At 73.9% G+C, this 22,686-nt stretch carries 18 protein-coding genes and 1 riboswitch; of the genes, 8 read left to right on the top strand and 10 right to left on the bottom strand.

The window, feature by feature from the left end:
• Nucleotides 1–8: 8 nt before the first annotated feature.
• Nucleotides 9–470, bottom strand: a complete 462-nt coding sequence (locus tag D9V36_RS33285; RefSeq protein WP_129297031.1) for an Asp23/Gls24 family envelope stress response protein — start codon at nt 468–470, stop codon at nt 9–11.
• Between the two features lie 252 nt (nt 471–722).
• On the opposite strand from D9V36_RS33285, the gene D9V36_RS33280 reads away from it, so the two are divergent.
• A complete protein-coding gene (locus tag D9V36_RS33280) occupies nt 723–1,484 on the top strand; it encodes a hypothetical protein (RefSeq protein ID WP_129297030.1) in 762 nt (253 codons plus the stop codon).
• A gap of 16 nt (nt 1,485–1,500) precedes the next feature.
• Here D9V36_RS33280 and D9V36_RS33275 read toward each other — a convergent pair whose 3' ends face one another.
• The 6 genes from D9V36_RS33275 to D9V36_RS33250 all read right to left on the bottom strand — a co-directional run bounded on the left by D9V36_RS33275 (nt 1,501) and on the right by D9V36_RS33250 (nt 8,785).
• On the bottom strand, nt 1,501–2,280 hold the full coding sequence (locus tag D9V36_RS33275; RefSeq protein ID WP_129297029.1) for an enoyl-CoA hydratase/isomerase family protein: 780 nt from the start codon (nt 2,278–2,280) through the stop codon (nt 1,501–1,503).
• Between the two features lie 113 nt (nt 2,281–2,393).
• A complete protein-coding gene (locus D9V36_RS33270) occupies nt 2,394–2,615 on the bottom strand; it encodes a helix-turn-helix domain-containing protein (protein ID WP_006606369.1) in 222 nt (73 codons plus the stop codon).
• A 335-nt stretch (nt 2,616–2,950) separates the two neighbouring features.
• Nucleotides 2,951–4,549 carry an ABC-F family ATP-binding cassette domain-containing protein gene (locus D9V36_RS33265; RefSeq protein ID WP_129297028.1) on the bottom strand — a complete coding sequence of 533 codons (1,599 nt, stop codon included), beginning with the start codon at nt 4,547–4,549 and terminating at the stop codon, nt 2,951–2,953.
• Nucleotides 4,550–5,267: 718 nt separating this feature from the next.
• Complete coding sequence (locus D9V36_RS33260) at nt 5,268–6,707, bottom strand: hypothetical protein (RefSeq protein ID WP_129297027.1); 1,440 nt, start codon at nt 6,705–6,707, stop codon at nt 5,268–5,270.
• A 172-nt stretch (nt 6,708–6,879) separates the two neighbouring features.
• Nucleotides 6,880–8,004 (bottom strand): alpha/beta hydrolase, encoded by a 1,125-nt coding sequence (locus D9V36_RS33255; protein WP_129297026.1) that lies wholly within the window; start codon nt 8,002–8,004, stop codon nt 6,880–6,882.
• Between the two features lie 124 nt (nt 8,005–8,128).
• Complete coding sequence (locus D9V36_RS33250) at nt 8,129–8,785, bottom strand: class II aldolase/adducin family protein (protein WP_129297025.1); 657 nt, start codon at nt 8,783–8,785, stop codon at nt 8,129–8,131.
• A gap of 389 nt (nt 8,786–9,174) precedes the next feature.
• Here D9V36_RS33250 and D9V36_RS33245 point away from each other — a divergent pair, with 389 nt between their 5' ends.
• Both D9V36_RS33245 and D9V36_RS33240 read left to right on the top strand, forming a co-directional pair.
• Nucleotides 9,175–10,548: an inorganic phosphate transporter gene (locus D9V36_RS33245; RefSeq protein ID WP_129297024.1), complete on the top strand. Its 1,374-nt coding sequence runs from the start codon at nt 9,175–9,177 to the stop codon at nt 10,546–10,548.
• A gap of 31 nt (nt 10,549–10,579) precedes the next feature.
• Nucleotides 10,580–10,816, top strand: a complete 237-nt coding sequence (locus tag D9V36_RS33240) for a hypothetical protein (RefSeq protein WP_129297023.1) — start codon at nt 10,580–10,582, stop codon at nt 10,814–10,816.
• A 52-nt stretch (nt 10,817–10,868) separates the two neighbouring features.
• Here D9V36_RS33240 and D9V36_RS33235 read toward each other — a convergent pair whose 3' ends face one another.
• The 3 genes from D9V36_RS33235 to D9V36_RS33225 are packed head-to-tail and all read right to left on the bottom strand — an operon-like array spanning nt 10,869 to nt 15,336.
• Nucleotides 10,869–12,260, bottom strand: a complete 1,392-nt coding sequence (locus tag D9V36_RS33235) for an extracellular solute-binding protein (protein ID WP_129297022.1) — start codon at nt 12,258–12,260, stop codon at nt 10,869–10,871.
• Nucleotides 12,257–14,887, bottom strand: coding sequence for a vWA domain-containing protein (locus tag D9V36_RS33230; protein ID WP_129297021.1), 2,631 nt, complete (start codon nt 14,885–14,887; stop codon nt 12,257–12,259). The genes D9V36_RS33235 and D9V36_RS33230 overlap by 4 nt, the downstream gene beginning before the upstream one ends.
• A 5-nt stretch (nt 14,888–14,892) precedes the next feature.
• Nucleotides 14,893–15,336 (bottom strand): effector-associated constant component EACC1, encoded by a 444-nt coding sequence (locus tag D9V36_RS33225; RefSeq protein WP_129297020.1) that lies wholly within the window; start codon nt 15,334–15,336, stop codon nt 14,893–14,895.
• Between the two features lie 206 nt (nt 15,337–15,542).
• Nucleotides 15,543–15,693, top strand: a riboswitch (cobalamin riboswitch).
• Between the two features lie 131 nt (nt 15,694–15,824).
• Here D9V36_RS33225 and D9V36_RS33220 point away from each other — a divergent pair.
• The 5 genes from D9V36_RS33220 to D9V36_RS33200 all read left to right on the top strand — a co-directional run bounded on the left by D9V36_RS33220 (nt 15,825) and on the right by D9V36_RS33200 (nt 22,684).
• Complete coding sequence (locus tag D9V36_RS33220; protein WP_241721132.1) at nt 15,825–16,886, top strand: cobalamin biosynthesis protein; 1,062 nt, start codon at nt 15,825–15,827, stop codon at nt 16,884–16,886.
• Between the two features lie 10 nt (nt 16,887–16,896).
• Nucleotides 16,897–18,462, top strand: coding sequence for a cobyric acid synthase (locus D9V36_RS33215; protein WP_129297019.1), 1,566 nt, complete (start codon nt 16,897–16,899; stop codon nt 18,460–18,462).
• Nucleotides 18,463–18,532: 70 nt separating this feature from the next.
• A complete protein-coding gene (locus D9V36_RS33210; RefSeq protein WP_129297018.1) occupies nt 18,533–20,668 on the top strand; it encodes a putative cobaltochelatase in 2,136 nt (711 codons plus the stop codon).
• Complete coding sequence (cobO, locus tag D9V36_RS33205) at nt 20,668–21,264, top strand: cob(I)yrinic acid a,c-diamide adenosyltransferase (protein ID WP_129297017.1); 597 nt, start codon at nt 20,668–20,670, stop codon at nt 21,262–21,264. The genes D9V36_RS33210 and cobO overlap by 1 nt, the downstream gene beginning before the upstream one ends.
• Nucleotides 21,265–21,280: 16 nt before the next feature.
• Complete coding sequence (locus tag D9V36_RS33200; protein ID WP_129297016.1) at nt 21,281–22,684, top strand: cobyrinate a,c-diamide synthase; 1,404 nt, start codon at nt 21,281–21,283, stop codon at nt 22,682–22,684.
• Nucleotides 22,685–22,686: the final 2 nt, after the last annotated feature.

The following is a 22,686-nucleotide window of genomic DNA, read 5'->3' as shown; positions in this document are numbered from 1 at the left end:
GGGCCCGGCTATTGGAGCCGCTGCTCCGGTCCCCCCTCTTCGTCTTCCTCGTCGGGCAGCTTGACGTCGCTGACCGCGATATTGACCTCGACGACCTCCAGGCCCGTCATCCGCTCCACGGCGGAGATGACGTTCTCCCGGACGGAGCGCGCGACATCGGCGATGGCAACGCCGTAGTCGACCACGATCTCCAGGTCCAGCGCGGTCTGCACCTCGCCGACCTCGGCCTTGACCCCCCGGGTCGCGGTGGCGGATCTGCCGCCGCCGGGCACCCGGTCGCGTACGGCGCCGACCGTACGGGCGAAACTGCTGCCCATGGCATGCACGCCGAGGACGTCCCGGGCCGCCAGACCGGCGATCTTCTCGACCACACCGTCGGCGATGGTGGTCCGCCCACGGGTCGCGGGGTCGCCGCCACCCCGCTTGGCAGGAGTCCGGGGCCCCTCCGCATGCTGCTGGCTCTCGCTCATCGCCGTCGTCCCTTTCCGCGAGGAGAAGCGGTCCGCTTCCGCGAGGAGAAGCGGTCCGCCCGCTCCGTTGCCCACAGTAGGTCCGCATCCCCCGGGCCGCTCCGGGGACGTGGCAGCGGAGTGCTCCGCACGGCGACGCCCGGCACACCGCCCTGCCGTACGGGCCGCGGGGGCCGGTCTGCGGCAGGCTGGTGACGTGGTGCGGGAGGTGTCCGGAACGGGTCCGGGGACCGCCGGGAAAGGGGTGACGCGGTGGCCGCGAACCAGTGGGCGCAGGCGGTGCGGGTACAGCTCGGGATCGGCCGGGTGCTGCCGCTCGGCGGTCCCGCGGACGGATCATGGATCACCGAGCAGGCGGCCACCGGGGCGTTGCGGGCGGCCGCGGGGACGCCGGCCGGGGTGCACCTCGGCTCGCTGCGGCTGTCCGTCGCCGACCCGGACCGGGCCCCGCAGCCCGCGGTGCCGGCCCCGCCGAGCGCGCTGCCGCCCGGCCCGCTGCGGATCGAGGCGGATTTCGCCGCGGTCGCCGGCCGGCCGCTGCCCACCGTCGCCGACCAGGTGCGCACCGCGCTGCTGGAGGCCTCGGTCCGGGAGCTGGGGCTGGTGGTGGGCGTGGTGGATCTGCAGGTCAGCGAGCTGCTGGACGAGGACGAGGCACCGTCCCCGCCGCCCGCCGACCGTACCCAGGGGCCGCCTGCCACGCCCTCGGCGGAGGAAAGGAGCGGTGCGACACAGGAGGGCCCGGCAGGGCCCACCGCCGTCGCGCGGGGCGTACCGGGGGTGGCCCGGCTGGCACCGGTGCTCGGCGGGGCGTCCCGAGCGGTGCGGTACACCGACGGCCATGTACTGATCCAGCTGGCGACCGCGCCCGGCTACCGGGCCCTGGACGTCTCCAGTGCCGTACGGCGGGCGGTGGCCGCCGCACCGGCGGCGCCGTCGACGGTTGCCGTGCTGGTCACCGCCGTCGGAACGGAGCTGACGGACGCCCCGGCCGGAAGGGACGCCCGTCGATGACGAAGAACAGCGGGGGCTACTCCCCCACGCCCGCGAGGTCGCGCAGCCGGCGTGCCTGGGCGGCGCGTTCGGCGGTGCGCTGCTCCTCGTACGTACGGCCCGCGGCGCCGGCCAGCAGGGCCTTGGTCTCGATGACGGCGTCCCGCGGCGGGGCGGTGAGCGCGGCGGCCAGGTCGGTCACCGTGGCATCGAGTTCGTCGGCGGGCACCACGAGGTTGGCGAGGCCGATCCGCTCGGCTTCCTCGGCATGCACGAAGCGGCCCGTGGCGCAGATCTCCAGCGCCCGGGCGTAGCCCACCAGTCCGACCAGGGGGTGGGTACCGGTCAGGTCCGGTACGAGTCCCAGGCTGGTCTCACGCATGGCGAACTGGACGTCGGGCGCGACCACCCGCAGATCGCAGGCCAGGGCGAGCTGGAAGCCCGCGCCGATGGCATGGCCCTGCACGGCGGCGATGGACACCAGGTCGTTGCGCCGCCACCAGGTGAACGCTTCCTGGTATTCGGCGATCGTGGCGTCCAGCTCGCTGTCCGTGCCGCGGGCAAGATCGATGAACGACGGCTCGCCGTCGAAGCCTTCGGGCGTGAACGCCTGACGGTCGAGGCCCGCGGAGAAGGACTGGCCCTCACCACGGAGCACCGCGACCCGCACGTTTCCCGGCAGCAGGGAACCCGCCTCGGCGAGCGCCCGCCACATGGCCGGCGACTGCGCATTGCGCTTCGCTGCGTTGGCGAGGGTCACCGTGGCGATCGCACCGTCAACGGTGAGCCGTACACCGTCCTTGTCGAGCAGAGTCATCAGCGCCTCCGAGTCAGCCGTCCGCACCTGCGTGCGTAAGTGACTGAACGGTAACCTCCCGGTCGACTGCTCGGTCGACCGGGGGGACACCGTCGCACCCGGAGTCGCAGCCGTCAGGCCGATGCGGCCTTCTTGCCCCTTGTGGCTCCGCCTCGACCGCGCAGGACCACACCGGATTCGCTGAGCATCCGGTGCACGAATCCGTAGGAGCGGCCGGTTTCCTCGGCCAGCGCCCGGATGCTCGCACCGGAGTCGTACTTCTTCTTCAGGTCTGCCGCGAGCTTCTCGCGCGCGGCGCCGGTTACCCGGCTGCCCTTCTTCAGAGTCTCGGCCACCCGTGCCTCCTCGTGGGAAGTGCGCTCTGGACTCTCATGATCACCCCTCCCCGGCTTCCTGGCCACCCATTCCGCAGGGTCAGTACGACATCCTTTGCCGTCCGGCGGACGCCCAGGCGGCCCGGAATGCCATATTCCGCCTCTGTGGACAGCCGCCCGTCCCCGGCTTTGCGCGAGAAGGGGCAGGTCAGGCGGTATGCCGACGAAATGGTGACGGCCGGGCCCCAAGGACCCGGCCGGATGCCGCAGACTCGCCGGTGTACGAGCCGTTCTCACTCAGATGATGGATCACACATCGGCCGAATGATCCATACGGCATGATCCATACGCCGTGATCAGGCCAGCGCGACCAGGTCCGCGTAGTCCTGGCCCCACAGGTCCTCGACGCCGTCGGGCAGCAGGATGATGCGCTCGGGCTCCAGCGCGTCCACCGCTCCCTCGTCGTGCGACACCAGGACCACCGCGCCCGTGAAGGTGTGCAGCGCGCCCAGGATCTCCTCGCGGCTGGCCGGGTCGAGGTTGTTGGTGGGCTCGTCGAGCAGCAGCACATTGGCCGAGGAGACGACCAGCGTCGCCAGGGCGAGCCGGGTCTTCTCGCCGCCGGAGAGCACCCCGGCGGGCTTGTCGACGTCGTCCCCGGAGAAGAGGAAGGAACCCAGCGTCTTGCGGATGGCGACCAGGTCCATGTCCGGGGCGGCCGAGCGCATGTTCTCCAGGACCGTGCGGTCCGGGTCCAGGGTCTCGTGCTCCTGGGCGTAGTAGCCGAGCTTGAGGCCGTGCCCGGGGCGGACCTCGCCGGTGTCCGGAGTCTCGACGCCGGCCAGCAGCCGCAGCAGGGTGGTCTTGCCGGCACCGTTCAGACCGAGGATGACGACCCGGGAGCCCTTGTCGATGGCCAGGTCGACATCGGTGAAGATCTCCAGGGAGCCGTAGGACTTCGACAGGCCCTCGGCGGTGAGCGGGGTCTTGCCGCACGGCGCCGGGTCCGGGAAGCGCAGCTTGGCGACCTTGTCGGCGGCGCGCACCTGCTCCAGGCCGGCGAGCAGCTTGTCGGCGCGCTTGGCCATGTTCTGGGCGGCGACGGTCTTGGTGGCCTTGGCCCGCATCTTGTCGGCCTGGGTGTTGAGCGCCGCGGCCTTCTTCTCGGCGTTCGCGCGCTCGCGCTTGCGGCGCTTCTCGTCGGCCTCGCGCTGCTGCTGGTAGAGCTTCCAGCCCATGTTGTAGATGTCGATCTGCGAGCGGTTGGCGTCGAGGTAGAAGACCTTGTTGACCACGGTCTCGACCAAGTCGACATCGTGGGAGATCACGATGAAACCGCCGCGGTAGGTCTTGAGGTAGTCCCGCAGCCAGACGATGGAGTCGGCGTCGAGGTGGTTGGTCGGCTCGTCGAGCAGCAGGGTGTCGGAGTCCGAGAACAGGATCCGGGCCAGCTCGACGCGGCGGCGCTGACCACCGGAGAGGGTGTGCAGCGGCTGGCCGAGGATGCGGTCGGGCAGACCGAGGCTGGCGGCGATGGTCGCGGCCTCCGCCTCGGCGGCGTACCCGCCCTTGGTCAGGAACTCGGTCTCCAGGCGCTCGTACTTCCGCATCGCCTTTTCGCGGGTGGCGCCCTTGCCGTTGGCCATCCGGTCCTCGTTCTCGCGCATCTTGCGCAGCACGCTGTCGAGGTCACGGGCGGACAGGATGCGGTCACGGGCCAGCACGTCGAGGTCACCGGTGCGCGGGTCCTGCGGCAGATAGCCGACGTCGCCGGCGCGGGTGACCGAGCCGGAGGCGGGGATGCCCTCGCCCGCCAGCACCTTGGTGAGGGTGGTCTTGCCGGCGCCGTTACGGCCGACCAGGCCGATGCGGTCGCCCTTGGCGATACGGAAGGAAGCGGACTCGATGAGGATGCGGGCGCCGGCGCGCAGCTCGAGGCCGGAGGCGGTGATCACGGAAAAACTCCAGGGCAGGAAGACGGCGGATTGGACGGACGGTCCGAAAGCGGGCTACGCCGTCTAATGAACCCAAGGGAGAACTGCCATGGGAGGCAGTCTAACGGCCCCATGCAAATGGTTTGCCTCCCACGTTTTCGGCTGGCCCGCCGTGGGGGGTGCTCGCCGTTTTTCGCCCGCTGCGCGGTGCGCTCGCCGGTCCGCTGCGCTTTGCCTCGGCTCATGTTTGGCTTTCTCGCCGTTGCGCCTGCGGCGGGCGGGTCCGCTGCGCGGGGCTGTCGGGGTGCGGTGACGGACCTCCGCGGGTGGGTGTCCGGACTGCTTCGCTTTACGTCCGGACACCCACCCGCTCCGGCCCGTCCCCTCCCGTTGAGGGGTGGGAAAAGGCCGGTGGGGGTGAACGTGGCTGGTTCGGCGCGCCTGGCGATCACATGAAAAGCGGGCCACCCTGGATGACCAGTAGGGGTCGCACGGCGACGACCGTGGCCAGCCCCCACCCACCTTTCACTTACTCCCCCACGGGAGGGGACGGGCCGGAGGGGCCTGGTGTGGGGACGTAAAGCGAAGCAGTCCACACACCAGGCCCCGGAGGCCTGTCACCGCACCCACAGCCCCGCGCAGCGGACCGGCCCGCCGCCAGGCGAAACGGCGAGCGCACCGCGCAGCGGGCGAAAAACGGCGAGCAACCCCCACGGCGGGAAAGACAAAAACGTGGGAATCAAACCCCACCCGTGTGGACTTGGAACGCCGCGCGCCGTACCGCCTTTGCGAGGGCCGGGTCGGGGTGGGCGGCGGCGAGGGCCACCAGGACCTGGACGGTGCGGGGGTGGCCGATGGCGCGTACCTCCTCCAGGAGGCGGGGGACCGAGCCCTGGACCGCCGAGTCGAGGTGGCGCACCAGCAGTTGGGTCTCGCCGTGGTCGGCGACGGCCGCCGCGGTGTCCACCCACAGCCAGGTGGACTCCTCGCGGGTGAGGACATCGGGGGCGGTCTCCGGGTCGCCGCCCTCGTGCTCGACCAGCCACAGCAGGGCGTACGGCCGCAGGGCCGGTTCGTCGGCCGCGGCGCGTACGGCGGCCTCGGCGGGGGCGCCGACCGCCCGCAGCGCCTCGAAGGCCAGGCCGCGCAGCAGGGCGTCCTCGCCGCGGGCCACGGTCAGCAGTTCCTCGACGGCCGCGCCGACCGAGCGGGCGGCGAGCCAGGCGCGGTACTCGGCGCGGGCCGGGCCGGGGGTGAGCCGGGCGCAGCCGCGCAGCATCGCCTCCGCGGACTGCTCGATATGGCCGGCCGGGCTCTGGGCCGCGACGCAGATCTGCTCCAGCTTGACCCACACCGACCAGTTGCCGAGCGGTGTGAGCTGGGCCTCGGACGCGTCGTGGAAGGCCTCGTGGACGCCGTCGTGCGCACCGTCCGGCGCCACCAGCGCGCCGACCGTCAGCAGGGCGTCCAGTGCCCAGCCCAGCAGCTCGGCCAGCGACGCCCCCGCGGCGTCGTCGGCCGCCGGGGCGGCATGGTCGGCGCTGCCCGGGGACGGGTCCTGGCCGTAGGGGACCTCGCAGCGCTCCGTGCGCAGCTCGGCGACGCGCTGGTCCAGCATGTCGAGCAGCGCCGACAGCCGGACGGGGCCGGCCGACAGGTACAGCAGGGACAGCAACTGCGGCAGCGCCTCGACGACTTCGGCGACTATCGCGGGGCCGGCGGTGGCCGGCGCGGGACGGGCCAGTGACCAGGCGTCGAAGAGGGCGACCCAGCCGCGCAGTACGGCGGTGTCGTCGCGGTCCCAGGCGCGCAGCCGCCAGCCGGCGCGGGCGAGGCCGTCGTGGAGCTCGACCAGACCGGCAAGCCGGGCCCGGTCCCAGTCGGTGCGGACCTGCTGCGGCGTCAGGCTCAGGGCCTCGGCGGCGCGTTGTGCCGCGGCCTTCGGCAGCGTCCCGTCCGGGCCTGCGCGCAGCGCGGCGCCGTCGGCCCAGCGGGCGAGGCGGGCGGCGCCGGCCAGCACGGTCCGGGCCTGCCGGGCCAGTTCCGCGGGCGGCGGCGTGCCCTCGGGCGGGCGGGGCGCCGGACGCTTGGTCCGGGTTGTCACCGCCCGGCGGGCGGCCGCAACCGGTTGACGGGGGACGATGCGGAGCCGGGAGTCGCGCGGGGTACGGGACGTCACAGGAGCAGTGTTGCCGCTGTCGGCCCGAAAGCCCAATCGGAACCCTGCCTGCGACCTGCCGGGGCCATGTCATCCGGCCGGCCCGTCCCTGATGGGGGGGTGTTGTCGCCCCGTATGCCCGGGCGTCATCGGGCGCCGGCTCCCGGCGGGACGGCGGACCGGCGGACGGGTGTCACATGAGCGGGGTGAGGAAGCGCCGCAGTGCCTCTTCACAGCCCGTCGGGTCGGCGTTCCACATCGCGGCGTGCGGTGCGTGCGGGACCGGCTGAAGGGTGACCAGATCGGCACGGCGGGCGGCCAGGGAACGGGAGGCCGACCAGGGGGCGATCAGGTCGTCGGGGCCGTGGAAGAGCAGGATGGGGACGTTCAGCCCGTCCGGGTCGACGGAGTCCGGCCGGTCGACGGGCATTCCGGTGGCGCCCTCGGCGGCGCGTACGACCAGCGGCAGCAGGACGCGCGGGACCCGGCGGGCGGCGGCCAGCGCCCGGATGGTGGCGCCCCGGTCGAGGACCGGGGAGTCCAGGACCAGGCCGCTGATCCGGGCGCGCAGGGCGGAGTGGGCGGCGGCGCGCAGTGCCATGGTCGCGCCGGTGGACCAGCCGTAGAGGACGATGTCCTGGGCGCCGTACCGGACCGCGTAGCGGATCGCGGCGTCGAGGTCGCGCCATTCGGTGTCCCCGAGGTGGCTCAGGCCGTCGGCGGTGCGCGGGGCGCCGACGTCGTTGCGGTACGCCAGGTCGAGGACGGGCAGCCGGTGACGGTGCAGGAACGGCATCACCACCATGGGGTGTTCACGGGTGGTGCCCAGTCCGTGGACGGTGATGACCCAGGTGTCGCGCACGCCGGGGAGGAACCACGCGGGCAGGGCGCCGAGTTCACCGGGGACGTCGACGTCGGCGCAGTCCAGGCCGAGGGCGTCACGGGGGTTGCCGACGTGCACCTGCGGGGTGAGCCGCATCCGGTTGCCGGGTTTGAGGGTGCCGTGGGTGACCCGCACCAGGCGCCGTACGACCGCGTCGGCGGGGTGCGGTACGCCGTGGACGACATCGCCGACCACCGCGTGGCAGCCGGAGCCGGTGAGCCCGTAGGTGCCGGGCCGCAGGGTCGCCAGGCTGCGGGTGAGGGCGATGCGGTTCTCGGTGGCGGAGTGCACGGTGAGGCGGGAGTCGCCCGGGAAGGGGTCGTCGGGCGACGGTTTCAGGGCAATGTCGCCGGCGTACCGGCCGACCGCCACGGCGGCCGCCCCGGCACCGATCACGGTGGTGGCGGCCACGGCCGCCGCGGTAACCAGGCGCACCTGTTCAGTGTGCGCAGCGGCGGCGGGGGCGGCCACTTGGCGGTGCCGGGCGGGTGACCAGGGGGGCGGCCGGTGAGCGGGTGGACGGCGGGCGGGGGGACGGGCCGCCGTCCGCTACGGGCGCTCAGCCCTGCGGGCCGTAGCCCCGCAGCTGTGCGGCGGCCGCGTCGAGCTGCGCGGCCGACAGCAGGTGCGGCGTGTGCCCCGGTACGGAGCTCGCGGTCAGCCAGACCCGGCACATCCACTCCAGCTGGGCGGTGCGGTCCAGCGCCTGGCCGAGGCCGTCGCCGTGGGTGAGGGTGCCGTGGTTCTGCAGCAGGCAGCCGGTGCGGTCGCGGAGCGCCGCCAGCATGTTCGCGGCGAGTTCGTCGCTGCCGTAGAGGGCATAGGGGGCGACGCGCACGGGGCCGCCGAGCGCCGCGGTCATGTAGTGGACCGGCGGGAGTTCGGTGACGAGGGTGGAGACGGCGGTGGCGTACGGGGCGTGGGTGTGGACGACGGCGGTGGCCGTGGTGCTGCGGTAGACCGCCAGGTGCATCGGCAGTTCGCTGGTCGGCCGGAGTGTGCCGATGATCTGGCGTCCTTCGAGGTCGACCGCGGTGGTGTCGCCCGGCCCCAGCCGGTCGTAGGGGACGCCGCTGGGGGTGACCAGGATCAGGTCCCTGAGGCGGCAGGAGACATTGCCCGAGGTGCCGACGACCAGTTGGTCGGTCACGGTTCTGCGGGCGGTGGCGACCAGTTCGCCCCAGGCTTCGGCGAGGCGGTCGGCGTGGTCCTTCATGGGTCCTCCGGCGCGGTGCGGCGAGTGGCGGATTGCGGTGCGCGACACCGTACGAGCGGGCCGGGGCAGAGTACGACGGGGCCCGCCCGCCCGGCATCCGCCATATAGGGATTTCTGACCCTCTGGTGGGGATTTGCCGGAGACGGGTCACCTTGTGTTGGTTTTCCGTTCACGTCGCCGGGGAGCCGGTGCGCGACGCCCACGTGGGGGCGGCTCGCCGGCTCCAACTCATCGAGTTCGCCAACGGATGAGGCGGAAGTGACGTGGGAGATTCCTCCGCGTGAACACTGCGGTGGTGTCATCACCGCGCCCGTCCCAGTTCACTTTCCGTTCACCCGCTCTCCGTACGGTCCCAACGACACTGACCTTCGAACTGATTGCCTGGGTGAATGGAACACATCACGCTTCTCATCGGGATCGTGATCGTCACGGCCTTGGTGTTCGACTTTACGAACGGCTTCCACGACACGGCCAACGCAATGGCCACCACCATCTCCACCGGGGCGTTGCGACCCAAGACCGCGGTGGCGATGTCGGCAGGGCTCAACCTCGTCGGTGCCTTCCTGTCCGTGGAGGTGGCCAAGACCATCTCCGGCGGGATCATCGACGAGAGCGCCGGCATCAGACCTGAAGTGATCTTCGCCGGCCTGGTCGGCGCCATCGTCTGGAACCTGCTGACCTGGCTCGCGGGGCTCCCCTCCAGTTCCTCCCACGCTCTCTTCGGCGGTCTCATCGGCGCGACCCTGGTGTCGGTCGGCACCCACGGGGTGCACGGCGAGGCCGTGGTGATGAAGGTCCTGATCCCGGCGGTGGCCGCCCCGATCGTGGCCGGCCTGGCCGCGATGGCGGCGACCCGGCTCACCTACCGGCTGACCCGCAACCGCGACGAGGCGGACACCGCCAAGGGCTACCGCGCGGGGCAGATCGCCTCCGCCGCCCTGGTCTCCCTCGCCCACGGCACCAACGACGCCCAGAAGACGATGGGTGTGATCACCCTCGCGCTGATCACCGGCGGTGTGGTCGCCCCGCACGCCGACCCGCCGCTGTGGGTCATCGCCTCGGCCGGTCTGGCCATTGCGCTCGGTACGTACCTGGGCGGCTGGCGGATCATCCGCACGATGGGCAAGGGCATCACCGACATCCAGCCGCCGCAGGGCTTCGCCGCCCAGACCGGCGCGGCGGCCACCATCCTGGCCTCCTCGCACCTCGGCTTCGCGCTCTCCACCACCCAGGTCTGCTCCGGTTCCGTGATGGGCTCGGGCCTGGGCCGCAAGGGCGGCGTGGTGCGCTGGTCCACGGCCGGCCGGATGGTCCTGGCCTGGGGCCTGACGCTGCCGGCCGCGGGTCTGGTCGCGGCGGGCGCCGCGTTCCTCGCGGGGCAGGGCGACTGGGGTGTGGCCGCGGTGGCCGTGCTCGCGCTCGGTATCTGCGGCGCGATCTGGGCCGCCTCCCGGCGCAAGCCGATCGACCACAGCAATGTCAACGAAGGCCCGGCGGCCGAGCCGGCAGGCGTGGTGACCGCCGCGCTGCGCACCGTCTCCCCTCCCCCGGCAGGCCAGCCGGCCGCGACGACCGGAGTCCCGGCGGCCGACGCCCCGGCGGCTGATGTCCCGGTGGCCGACGTCCAGGTGACGGACGCCCGGCCGGCCGACGCCCCCGTGGCCGACGCCCCGGAGGCGGCCGTGTTCCCCACCCGGGCATCCGGCGCCGGCGCCCCCGCGACACCCGCCCCGCGCCCCAAGGCCGCGACGGTCTCCCGCTAGCTGTCATCACCTGATCCTGATAAGGAACTCCATGAGCATCGACTGGGCAGCTCTCGGCCAGGTCTTCGGCGTCACCCTCGCGGTCACGGTCGGGATCGTGGGCCTGTTCACCGTCGGCATCGTCGGTACCTCCCCCAAGCCGCGGCCGGAAGGCGCCGCGGCCGCGGTCGCCGCACCGGGTGCGGGGGCGCGGGCCGGTGCGGTGGCCGCCTTCGCCCTGTGCGCGGCGGCGGTGGCCTATGGCATCTATCTGATCGTCGCCGCCTGACCGCTGTCGAAGGCGGCACCGGACGGCGCGAGGCGCCCGGCGGACCACGGCATCAGCCGTCGTCCGCCGGGCGCTTCGTCGTCGGTGTGCTCCGTCCGCCGAGCGCGTCATCGGCCTCCCGGGCCAGCCGGTCGGCGATGGCCGTGCCGCCGCGGCCGTTGAGGAAGGCGGACACCCCGAGCTGCACGACCTTGCTGAAGGTCTGGTAGTGGGCGCTGCGCGGGCGCGGTTCGGCCGCCAGCAGCGCCTCGTGCAGGGTGCGGGGGTCCGGGCGCGGCTCCGGCGCCCCCGGGCCGCCGCGCTCCGCGTCGCGGGGCGGCAGCGGGCAGCGCGGTGCCGTGGGCCCGTCGCGGTACGCCGAGTTGCGGGTGGCCGCGAACCCCCGCTCCAGCAGACAGCGTTCGCTGCCCGCGCCGGTCAGCGCCTCGATCAGGGACCGCGCGCCGGCCGGCCGCTTGCTGCCCGCGGAGATCGCGAGGTTCTGCCCGCCCAGCACGGACATCCGCTTGCCGTCGCCGGGGCGGGCGGGCAGCTGGGTGACGTCGAACTCCTTGCCCGGCGTGAGCTTGTGGGCGACCGAGGCGTACTCGACCGGCCAGTTGCGCATGAACAGCGCGCGGCCGTCGGCGAACCAGCGGCGGCTCTCGGTCTCGTCCATGGCCGTGGCCTCGTGCGGCATGATCGTATCGAGCCGGTTCTTGAGCTCGGCGACGCCCAGTTGCAGCGCACCGACCTGCTCGCCCTTGGTGAAGCTGGTGGCCTCCGGGTCGCCGCCGTGGCCCCAGGCCGACTCCAGGGTGTTGACGGTCAGTCCCTCGTAGGGCCGCAGCTGGGCGACCATGCCGTACATCGTGGGCCGCTTCTTCTCGCCGGCGGCGGCGTCGTGGGCCGCCTTCCGGTTGTAGTCCCGGGTCACCTCGGTCGCCACGTCCTTCAGTTCGTCCCAGGTGGACGGGGCGCCGTGGTGGTACGCGGCCAGGATGTCCTTGCGGTAGTAGAGCAGCCCGGCATCGGTGTTGAAGGGCACGCCCCACACCTTGCCGTCGTACTCCACGGTCTTGGCCACACTGCCGAGGAAGTCCCCGTCCAGGCTCGCGGGCCAGGGGCGGATCACGCCCGCCTCGGCGAACTCCGCGGTCCAGGCCACATCGAGGTTGAGCACGTCGTAGCCGCCGTTGCCGGACTGGCCCGCGGCCAGCAGCTGGCTGCGCTGGCCGTCGGCGGTGTCGGGGAGTTCGACGATCCGGACCGTGCGGCCGTGCGCCTTCTCCCAGGCGTGGATCAGGTCCTGGCGGATGCCGGAGCTGCTGAGGTCGCTGCCGGTGGCGAAGACGATAGCGCCCTTCTCCGGGACGTCCTGCTCCCCCGGAGTGCAGCCGCTCACCGCCAGCGTCAGCAGCAGGCACAGCGCGGCGGCGGGCGCGGTGGTGCGCACAGCGGTCATCGGTCCCCCTTGGCGGCCGTGCCGATGGAGGCGATCCGGCCGGCCAGTGTGTCGACGGCCTGCGGTCCCGCGGGCACGCACTGTCCGTGCGAGGCGCCGGCCAGCTGCCGGAAGGCGAAGGTGTCACAGCCGGAGGGGCCCAGCACCAGCGCCAGGATGGGCACGTCGGGCTTCTCCTCCAGGAGCGTGCCGAGCGTGCGCTCCACGCTCGCCGCGCGGCGGGCCGCACCGTCGTCCTGGTCGAGCAGGAGCACGATGGCCTTGTTGGTGGCCGGGGACTTCTTCATCGTGTGCAGGGCACGGGTCAGCGCCTCCTCCATCGCGGCGCCGTGCTCGACCAGTTCGCCGCCGGCGATCCCCTCCAGCGCCGCCTTGCCCGGGGCCGGGTCGGCGCTGCCCAGCCGGACGAGCTCGCGCACCGCGCCGGCGTCGGCGGGGTGTGCGCGGTCCGGGAAGGCCCACAGGCCGTAGGTGTGGCGCGGTCCTGCCATCTCCAGGGCGCGTCCGGCCGCGCTCAGGGCGACCGGGAGCCTGCCGCCCTCCGCCATGGAGGTGGAGGTGTCCATGAGGATCAGCACCTGGCTGGACTTCTGTGCCTTGTCGTAGCCGTCCAGCACCTGGGAGACCTGCTCCGGTCCTGCGGTGAAGGGCACGACCGGTCCGACGGGGTCGACGTCCGCACGGCTGTCCCGCAGCGGTGAGCCCGATGGGGGACTCGTCTCCCGCACCCCGCGGTAGCCCTGCGCGGTGAGGGTGCGCTGCCCGCCGTCGGGGGCGCGCAGCCAGCCGGCGAAGCGCGCGACGGCGGCCTTTCGCACGGTGGCGTCGGTGGCGCCCTGCCAGTCGACGCGGACCAGGGGGTGGTCGAGCGCGGGGACGCTTCGGGGGTAGTAGGCGAGGTAGCGGTCGCGGAACGGGAGCGCGGACGGGCGGGCCGGGCAACTGCCGATGGCGTGGCCGAGGTTGTAGTCGGCGAGGGACTTCTCCGTCACCAGGGGCGCGGACCTCGCGCGGTCGACGGAGCCGGCCGCGTCGGTGCCGGTGTCGGGCCGCAGCGAACACAGCAGTTCGGTGCTGCCCGCGTACTGGCTGCCCGGGGCGGACAGCCGCTCCTCGGCCTGCCGGGCGAGGGTGAGGTCGGGTGCTCCGGCCGAGGTGCCGGCCGGGCCGTCGTGGGCGAGGTAGAGGCCGAGGGTGTGCAGCAGGCCGGTGCCGGACAGCACCGGGCTGGGCCGCAGGAGTGCGAGGTCGTGGTGGCTGCCGTCGGTCTGGGTGAGCAGTTCCGGCCAGGAGGCGTCGGCCGGTTCGACGTCGTCCAGCCGCCGGCTCTCCGGGACGCCGACGACCAGCGGGGTGTAGGCGACGGGGGCGCTGTAGTGGAGGGTCGCCGGGGAAGTCGTGGCGGGCATGCCGCGGCGGGCCTCGTCGTAGTCGGCGGTGGACTCGGGGATCCAGATGTCGGGCTGCGGTCCGGGCCGGTTGAGGGGGTCGAAGCCCTTGTCGGCCGGGCGGGCCTTGCCGGTCCCCAGGGCCTCGCCCTGCCAGCGCTCGGCGGCGGCGAAGCCCTGGTCGACCTGGTCCCGGGCGGCGGAGTAGACGGTGATCTGGGCGCGCCGGCAGCCGTCGGGGAGGTCGCCCTCACCGGTCAGGGGCCGGGTGTTGGTCTCGGACATCTCGTAGTCGAAGGCGGCCTGGCGCAGCGCGGGTTCGGCCTCGGGGGCGGTGAGCAGCCGCAGTTCGAGGGCGGGCGGACAGGGTGCCCCGTCGTCGTTCGGGAGCCGGAGCAGGACGACGCCGGTGACGGCCGGTACGAGGATCATCGCCAGGATCAGCAGGAGTCCGGTCCAGCGCCGGAAGGACGGCTTCAGCCGGCGGCGTAAGCGGACCCGCAGCGGGGTCGGCGGGCGGGCCTCGGGGGTGGCGAAGGACAGGATGACGTCGTCGACGGTGTTCTGCTTCGCCGAGCGCGGCTCCCAGACGTCGCCCATCGGGGTCCGTTCACCGGCCAGTTGTTCCCGCAGTGCCCTGACCAGGTCCTCGAAGGTGACGAACCGTCTGCCGGGGATGCCCCGTTCCAGGATCCGGACCAGGGCACGGTTGAAGACGCTGCCCCCGGTGGGTTCCTCGCCGCTGAAGATCCGGCGGTTGGGCTGCGCGGCCATCAGCAGCGAGGTGGGGTTGCGGCAGGAGTGGAAGGCCTCGCTCGCGTTGCCGGCGTAACAGCACTCCAGGACGATCACGATGCGGTCGGCCCGTGCGCTGTCCAGATAGGACAGCACGGTGTCCTGCCAGGAGACGGTCTTGTGCCGCCGTTCCGAGGCGCCGACCATGAGGTGCAGATTGCCGCCGTCGCTGCCCACCCGGCCGTGGCCGGCGAAGTACACCAGCAGCAGCCCGCGCGCCTCCTGGACGACGGTGTCCAGCGCCTGTTCCACCTCCCAGGGCTCCTGGGGCCGGCAGGTGACGATCTCGCCCTTGGTGAACAGATCGGTGCCGGGGGCGAGCAGGGCCTGCTCCAGCTTGTGGACGTTGTCCCTCACCGCGGGCAGCGGGGGCAGCGTGCGGTAGTCGTCGACGCCGATCAGCAGCGCCCGGTTGGCCTTGCCCCGTGCGTCGTATTCGGACATCCGGCTCAGTCCCCGCGGGTGCTGCCGCTCCCGTCCGCCGGGCTGCCGGGATCGGGGTGTTCGGGGGCCGTGGCGGCCGGGCCCGTGTCGCCGAGCGCGCGCAGGCCCCCGTCACCGGACCCGACCGCGACGGCGGGCCGCTCGCCGGTGTCGCGGTCCTCCCGGCGCCGGCGCAGCCACTCCTGGAGGGCGATGGTGAGACTCTTGGTGATCTCGCCGGTGACGGCGCCGACGATGACCAGGATCAGGTCGTCGAGGCCGGCGGCCATGTCACCGGGGCCGTCGTCGCCCCCGCTCGCCGGCCGGGGCCGGAGCAGCCAGTCGTGGCCGTGCCCCTCCAGCCACGGCTCGCGCTCCAGCCATGCCCTGAGGTCTTCGGTGTCCTGCTCCGGATTGTTGGTGCCCGTGATCCTGAGGCGGATCTCGTGGCGGTCAGCGCTCTGCGGCATCCCCCGGCCCCCTCCCGGCGGCCCCGTCGCCACCGTGCACCACCAGATAGTGACGCGGGATCAGGGGCAGGGGCAACCGTCTGTGACCTTCCTGCCACGCTGTGGCGTGCACCACAGCGCGTGTCACAGGACAGCGTCGCAGGTCAAGGGCGAGTTGACGGGCATCGCGGGGCGTGGTGGACTGCCGGAGCCATTCGGCGACAGCTGAGGAAGTCCGGTGCGAATCCGGCGCGGTCCCGCCACTGTCACCGGGGAGCGTTCCTCCAGCGAAGGCCACGGTCCGCCTCGCGTACGTCCGATGACGTACGCAGCGACTGGAAGGCCGGGGGACTCGCCGATCCGGGAGCCAGGAGACTCTTGTCGCCGTCACGTCGAGCCAGGGCGCGGACCCTGAGTGAGGACACACCGCCATGCCCGGCCGCCCTTCGAGATCTCCACTGCCCGCCGCCACCGGGCCCGTTGGACACGCCGCAGCGGCGGTCTGACCGGTGCGCGGCGAACACGCGGGATATGCGTGCGGCGCGGCCCTCGGCTTCCTCGGCGACCTGATCGCGGCGGACCCGCGGCGCGGCCATCCGGTTGCCGCCTTCGGCCGGGCCGCGAGCGCCGTCGAACGCCGGCTGTGGCGCGATCACCGCGGATACGGGGCGGCGCATGCCGTGCTGTGTGCGGGCGGTGCCGCCGCCGGTGCGGCCCTGCTGGAGCGCGCCGTACGGGCCGCCGCCCCGGCTCCGCTGCGCGGCGGCGCCCGGATCGCGCTGACCGCGGCGACGGTCTGGGCGGTGCTGGGCGGCACCTCGCTCGGCCGGGAGGCCCGGGCCGTCGGCGGTGCGCTGACGGCGGGTGACCTGGACGTGGCGCGGGAGCGGCTGCCGCATCTGTGCGGCCGCGATCCGCAGGCCCTGGACGGGTCCCAGATGGCCCGCGCGGTGGTGGAGTCGGTCGCCGAGAACACCTCGGACGCCGTGGTGGGCGCCCTGGTGTGGGGCGCCCTGGGCGGGGTGCCCGGCCTGGTGGCGTTCCGTGCGGTGAACACCCTGGACGCGATGGTGGGGCACAAGTCGCCGCGCCACCGCCGCTTCGGCTGGGCCTCGGCCCGGCTCGACGACCTCGCCGGCTGGCCCGGCTCCCGGCTGACCGCCGCCCTCACCGTGCTCGCGGGCCCCGACCGGCGCGGTGCGCTGCGGGCCTGGCGGGCGGACGGCGGCGCCCATCCGAGCCCCAACGCGGGCCCGGTGGAGGCGTCGTTCGCGGGCGCGCTGGGCGTACGGCTCGGCGGCACGCTGGCCTACGGCGGGCGGGTGGAGCACCGGCCGCAGCTCAACGGCGGGGCGCCGCCGGTCGCGGTGCCCGACATCGAACGGGCCGTGCGGCTCTCGCGCCGGGTGAGCGTCCTCGCGCTGGCGACGACGGTGGCGGCGCGGCTGGCGGCCGGGGCGCTGCGGCGGGCCCCGGTGGCCGCCGCCCGGCCGGCCGCGGGTGCGGTATCGCGCAAGACCGTGCGGGCACTGGCGCGTACGGCTCACGACAGCCGGAGTCCCGGCGCATGAGGAGGACCCGGTGAACGGGCGGTTGAAGGCATCGGGCGGGGCCGTCGGCGGTGGCCTGTTGGTGGCCGGTACGACGTCCGACGCCGGCAAGAGCGTGGTGACGGCGGGCATCTGCCGCTGGCTGGCCCGGCAGGGCGTGCGGGTGGCGCCGTTCAAGGCGCAGAACATGTCCCTGAACTCGTTCGTCACCCGTGAGGGCGCGGAGATCGGACGGGCCCAGGCGATGCAGGCCGCCGCGGCGCGGGTGGAGCCGACCGCGCTGATGAACCCGGTCCTGCTCAAGCCCGGCAGCGACCGCAGCAGCCAGGTGGTGCTGCTGGGCAAGCCGGTGGGTGAGCTCAGTGCCCGGGGCTACCACGAGGGCCGCCAGGAGCAGTTGCTCGGCACGGTCACCGACTGCCTGGCGGAGCTGCGGCGTACCCACGACGCGGTGATCTGCGAGGGCGCGGGCAGCCCGGCCGAGATCAATCTGCGGCGCACCGACCTGGTGAACATGGGGCTGGCGCGGGCCGCCCGGATCCCGGTGGTGGTGGTCGGTGACATCGACCGCGGCGGGGTGTTCGCCTCCTTCTTCGGCACCACCGCGCTGCTGTCCAAGGAGGACCAGGCGCTGGTCGCGGGGTACCTCGTCAACAAGTTCCGCGGCGATGTGACGCTGCTGGAGCCGGGCTTGGAGATGCTGCGCGGCCTCACCGGGCGGCGGACGCTGGGCGTGCTGCCCTTCTCGCACGGCCTCGGCATCGACGAGGAGGACGGACTGCACGTGTCGCTGCGCGGCGCGGTGCGCGAGAGCGTGGTCGCTCCGCCGCACGGCGCCCAGGTGCTGCGGGTGGCGGTCTGTGCCGTCCCGCTGATGTCGAACTTCACGGACGTGGACGCGCTGGCCGCGGAGCCGGGCGTGGTGGTGCGGTTCGTGGACCGGGCCGAGGAGCTGGCCGACGCGGACCTGGTGGTGCTGCCGGGGACCCGGGGCACGGTCCGGGCGCTGCAGTGGCTGCGTGAGCGCGGGCTGGCGGACGCGGTCGTGAGGCGGGCCGCCGAGGGCCGCCCGGTGCTGGGCATCTGCGGCGGCTACCAGATGCTGGGCGAACGCATCGAGGACGACGTGGAGTCGAAGGCCGGCACGGTCGACGGGCTGGGGCTGCTGCCCGTGCGCGTACGGTTCGCGGCGGAGAAGACCCTGGCGCGGCCGGCCGGCCAGGCGCTGGGCGAGCCGGTGACGGGCTACGAGATCCACCACGGGCTCGCCGAGGTGACCGGCGGGGACGAGGCGTTCATGTCGGACGGCCAGGGGCGGAGCCTGGACGGGTGCCGGGCCGGCTCGGTATGGGGCACGCACTGGCACGGCTCACTGGAGAGCGACGGCTTCCGGCGGGCCTTCCTGCGGCGCGTCGCGGCGGACGCGGGCCGGGCGTTCGTGCCGGCCCCCGACACCGCCTTCGCCGCCCTGCGCGAGGAGCAGCTGGACCGGCTGGGCGATCTGATCGAGGAGCACGCGGACACCGGCGCGCTGCTGCGGCTGATCGAGGAAGGAGTCCCGGAGGGGCTGCCGTTCGTGCCTCCGGGGGCGCCATGAGGGTAGGCACCCGAGGACCGCTACCGACGCAGACGACACAGCCGCCCGACGACCCGGAGGACGACACCGCATGACAACCGCTCACCACACCACCCCGCAGTACCCCTTCACCGCGGTGGTCGGCATGGACGACCTGCGGCTGGCGCTGCTGCTGAACGCGGTGAGCCCCGCGGTGGGCGGCGTGCTGGTCCGCGGGGAGAAGGGCACCGCCAAGAGCACCGCCGTACGAGCGCTGTCGGCGCTGATGCCGCAGGTGGACGTGGTCAGCGGCTGCCGCTTCGCCTGTGCCCCGGCCGCGCCCGACCCCGGCTGCCCCGACGGGCCGCACGGGAGTGCCGCCGCCGCGGAGCGCCCGACGCGGATGGTCGAACTGCCCGTCGGCGCCTCCGAGGACCGGCTGGTCGGCGCGCTGGACATCGAGCGGGCCCTGTCGGAGGGCGTCAAGGCCTTCGAACCGGGCCTGCTGGCCGACGCCCACCGGGGAATCCTCTATGTCGACGAGGTCAACCTCCTCCACGACCACCTGGTGGACCTGCTGCTGGACGCGGCCGCCATGGGCGCCTCCTACGTGGAGCGCGAGGGCGTCTCGGTCCGGCACGCGGCCCGCTTCCTGCTCGTCGGCACCATGAACCCCGAAGAGGGCGAACTGCGGCCGCAGTTGCTGGACCGCTTCGGGCTCACGGTCGAGGTGGCCGCCTCCAGGGAGCCCGACGAGCGGGTGTCGGTGGTCCGGCGCCGGCTGGCCTACGACGCCGATCCGGCGGGTTTCGCGGCGGGCTGGGCGGCCGAGGAGGACGCGCTGCGCGGGCGGATCACCGCCGCCAGGGAGCTGCTGCCGCGGGTGACGCTGGGCGACGGGGCGCTCCGGCAGATCGCCGCGACCTGCGCGGCGTTCGAAGTGGACGGGATGCGCGCGGACATCGTGATGGCGCGTACCGCCACCGCGCTGGCCGCATGGGCGGGCCGGACGGACGTCCTGGAGGAGGACGTGCGGCAGGCGGCGCTGCTGGCGCTGCCGCACCGCCGGCGCCGTAACCCCTTCGACGCCCCCGGCCTGGACCAGGACAAGCTCGACCAGACGCTGGAGGAGTTCGGCGGGGCGGACGAGGACACGGACGGCCAGGGCACGGACGGCGAGGACGATCCGGACCCGGACGGCCCGGACGGCGGCCCCGGCGGGGGCGGTCCGGACGGCGGCGGAGCGCCCCCGCGGGACAGCGGGGACGGCGGTCCGCAGGAGGCGCCCCCGGCGCAGAGCCCCGAACTCCCGCACCAGCAGGAGCGGGAGAGCGCCGAGGGCCCCGAGCGGCCCGCGGAGCAGCCCGCGGCCCCGGAGCGGTCCGAGGAGGGCGCTCCCGCCGCGGGCGGCGAGAAGGCCGCGGTCGGCGCCGGTGAGCCGTTCCGTACCCGGCGCCTCGATGTCCCTGGCCTGGGCGAGGGCGCGGACGGCCGCAGGTCGCGGGCCCGGACCGCGCACGGCCGGACGACCGGGGCACGGCGCCCGCACGGCGCCCTGGGCAAGCTGCACCTGGCGGCGACCGTGCAGGCCGCGGCGCCGCACCAGCGGGCCCGCGGGCGCCACGGGCGGGGTCTTGTGGTGCGCAGGGACGATCTGCGCGAGGCGGTACGCGAGGGGCGGGAGGGCAATCTGGTCCTCTTCGTCGTGGACGCGTCCGGTTCGATGGCGGCGCGCAAGCGGATGAGCGCGGTCAAGGGCGCGGTGCTCTCGCTGCTGCTCGACGCCTACCAGCGGCGCGACAAGATCGGCATGATCACCTTCCGCGGCACCGGCGCCGAGCTGGCGCTGCCCCCGACCTCGTCGGTCGAGGCGGGCGCGGCGCGGCTGGAGCAGCTGCCGACGGGCGGCCGTACGCCGCTGTCGGAGGGGCTGCTGCGGGCCCATGAGGTGCTGCGGGTGGAGCGGATGCGGGATGCCTCGCGGCGGCCGCTGCTGGTGGTCGTCACCGACGGCCGGGCGACCGGCGGCCCGGAGCCCGTCGTGCGCGCCGCCCGCGCGGCCCGCCTGCTGGCCGCCGAGGGCACCGCTTCGGTGGTCGTGGACTGCGAGGCGGGCCCGGTGCGGCTGGGCCTCGCGGGCGAGCTGGCCCGTGATCTGCAGGGCACCGCGGTCACCCTCGACGAACTGCGCGCGGACAGCGTCTCCGCGCTCGTACGGACCGTACAAGGCAACAGGAAGGCCGCGTAATGCCGCAGGGACAGCCGTCCGTCGTACCGAACGACGGGCTCACCACCCGCCAGCGCCGCAACCGCCCGCTGGTGTTCGTCCACACCGGCCAGGGCAAGGGCAAGTCCACCGCGGCCTTCGGGCTGGCGCTGCGCGCCTGGAACCAGGGCTGGCCGGTCGGGGTGTTCCAGTTCGTGAAGTCGGCGAAGTGGAAGGTCGGCGAGGAGCGGGCGCTGAAGGTGCTCGGGGAGTCCGGCGAGGGCGGCACCGTCGCCTGGCACAAGATGGGCGAGGGCTGGTCCTGGGTCCAGCGCGACATCGCCTCCAGCGAGGAGGCGGCGCGCGAGGGCTGGGAGCAGGTCAAGCGGGATCTCGCCGCGGAGACCTACAAGCTGCTGGTGCTCGACGAGTTCGCGTACCCGCTGAAGTGGGGCTGGATCGACACCGACGAGGTGGTGTCGGCGCTGCGCGACCGTCCCGGTACCCAGCATGTCGTCATCACCGGGCGGAACGCCCCCGAGGCGCTGCTGGACTTCGCCGACCTGGTGACGGACATGACCAAGGTCAAGCACCCGATGGACACCGGCCAGAAGGGCCAGCGGGGGATCGAATGGTGAGCCGGGTGAGCGCGGCATGAGCGGCGGTGCGATCCCCCGGCTGGTGATCGCCGCGCCGTCCTCGGGCGCGGGGAAGACGACGGTGGCCACGGGCCTGATGGCGGCGTTCGCCGAGGCCGGGCTCGTGGTGTCGCCGCACAAGGTGGGCCCGGACTACATCGATCCGGGCTACCACTCCCTGGCCACCGGCCGTCCCGGCCGCAACCTGGACGCCTATCTGTGCGGGCCCGGCCGGATCGCGCCGCTGTTCCTGCACGGCGCGGCGGGTGCCGATCTGGCGCTCGTCGAGGGCGTGATGGGGCTGTTCGACGGGGCGTCCGGGATGGGCGAGTTGTCCTCGACGGCGCAGGTGGCGAAGCTGCTGCGGGCGCCGGTGGTGCTGGTGGTGGACGCCTCCTCGCAGTCGCGGTCGGTGGCGGCGCTGGTGCACGGCTTCGCCTCCTGGGACCCGGAGGTGCGGCTGGCCGGGGTGATCCTCAACAAGGTCGGCTCGGACCGCCACGAGGAGCTGCTGCGGGAGGCGATGGAGTCCTCCGGGGTGCCGGTGCTGGGCGCGCTGCGCCGGGACGGGCGGGCCGGTACGCCGTCGCGTCACCTGGGGCTGGTGCCGGTCGCCGAACGGCGGTCCGAGGCGGTGGAGTCGGTGGCCGAGCTGGCCGCGCGGGTCCGCGAGGGCTGCGATCTTGAGGCGCTGCTGGCGCTGGCGCGTACGGTGCCCGAGCTGCCGGACGCCCCGTGGGACCCGGCGTCGGAGCTGGCCGTGGCCGACGTGCCCGAGGGGGGCGCCTCCCCTCAGAAGCCGCTGATCGCGGTCGCGGGCGGTCCCGCGTTCACCTTCTCGTACGCCGAGCACGCCGAGCTGCTGGCCGCCGCGGGCGCCGAGGTGGCCGCCTTCGACCCGCTGCGGGACGAACAGCTGCCGCCCGGAACCCGGGGGTTGGTGATCGGCGGCGGCTTTCCCGAGATGTACGCACCGGACCTGTCGGCGAACGCGCCGCTGCGCGCGGCGGTGGCCGCGCTGGCCGCGTCCGGTTCACCGGTCTCCGCCGAGTGCGCCGGGCTGCTCTACCTGTCCCGGTCACTGGACGGGAAGCCGATGTGCGGGGTGCTGCCCGCCGAGTCCCGGATGACCGAACGGCTCACCCTCGGCTACCGCGAGGCGGTGGCGCTGCGGGACAACGCGCTGGCAGCGGCCGGGACCCGGGTGCGCGGCCACGAGTTCCACCGCACGGTGCTGGAGCCGGGCGCGGGCGCCGACCCGGCATGGGGGCTGACCCACCCGGAGCGGCGGGTGGAGGGCTTTGTCTCCGGCGGGGTGCACGCCTCGTATCTGCATGTGCACTGGGCCGCCGAGCCGTCGCTGGCCGGGCGTCTGGTGGCGAGCGCGGCGCGTGGCGCCGTGGCGCGGAGCTCGGTGTGAGG

The sequence above is a fragment of the Streptomyces lydicus genome, from assembly GCF_004125265.1.
GTDB lineage: Bacteria > Actinomycetota > Actinomycetes > Streptomycetales > Streptomycetaceae > Streptomyces > Streptomyces lydicus_C.
The sequence above is the reverse complement of the archived record's forward strand: the minus strand, read 5'-3'. Positions and strand labels throughout refer to the sequence as shown.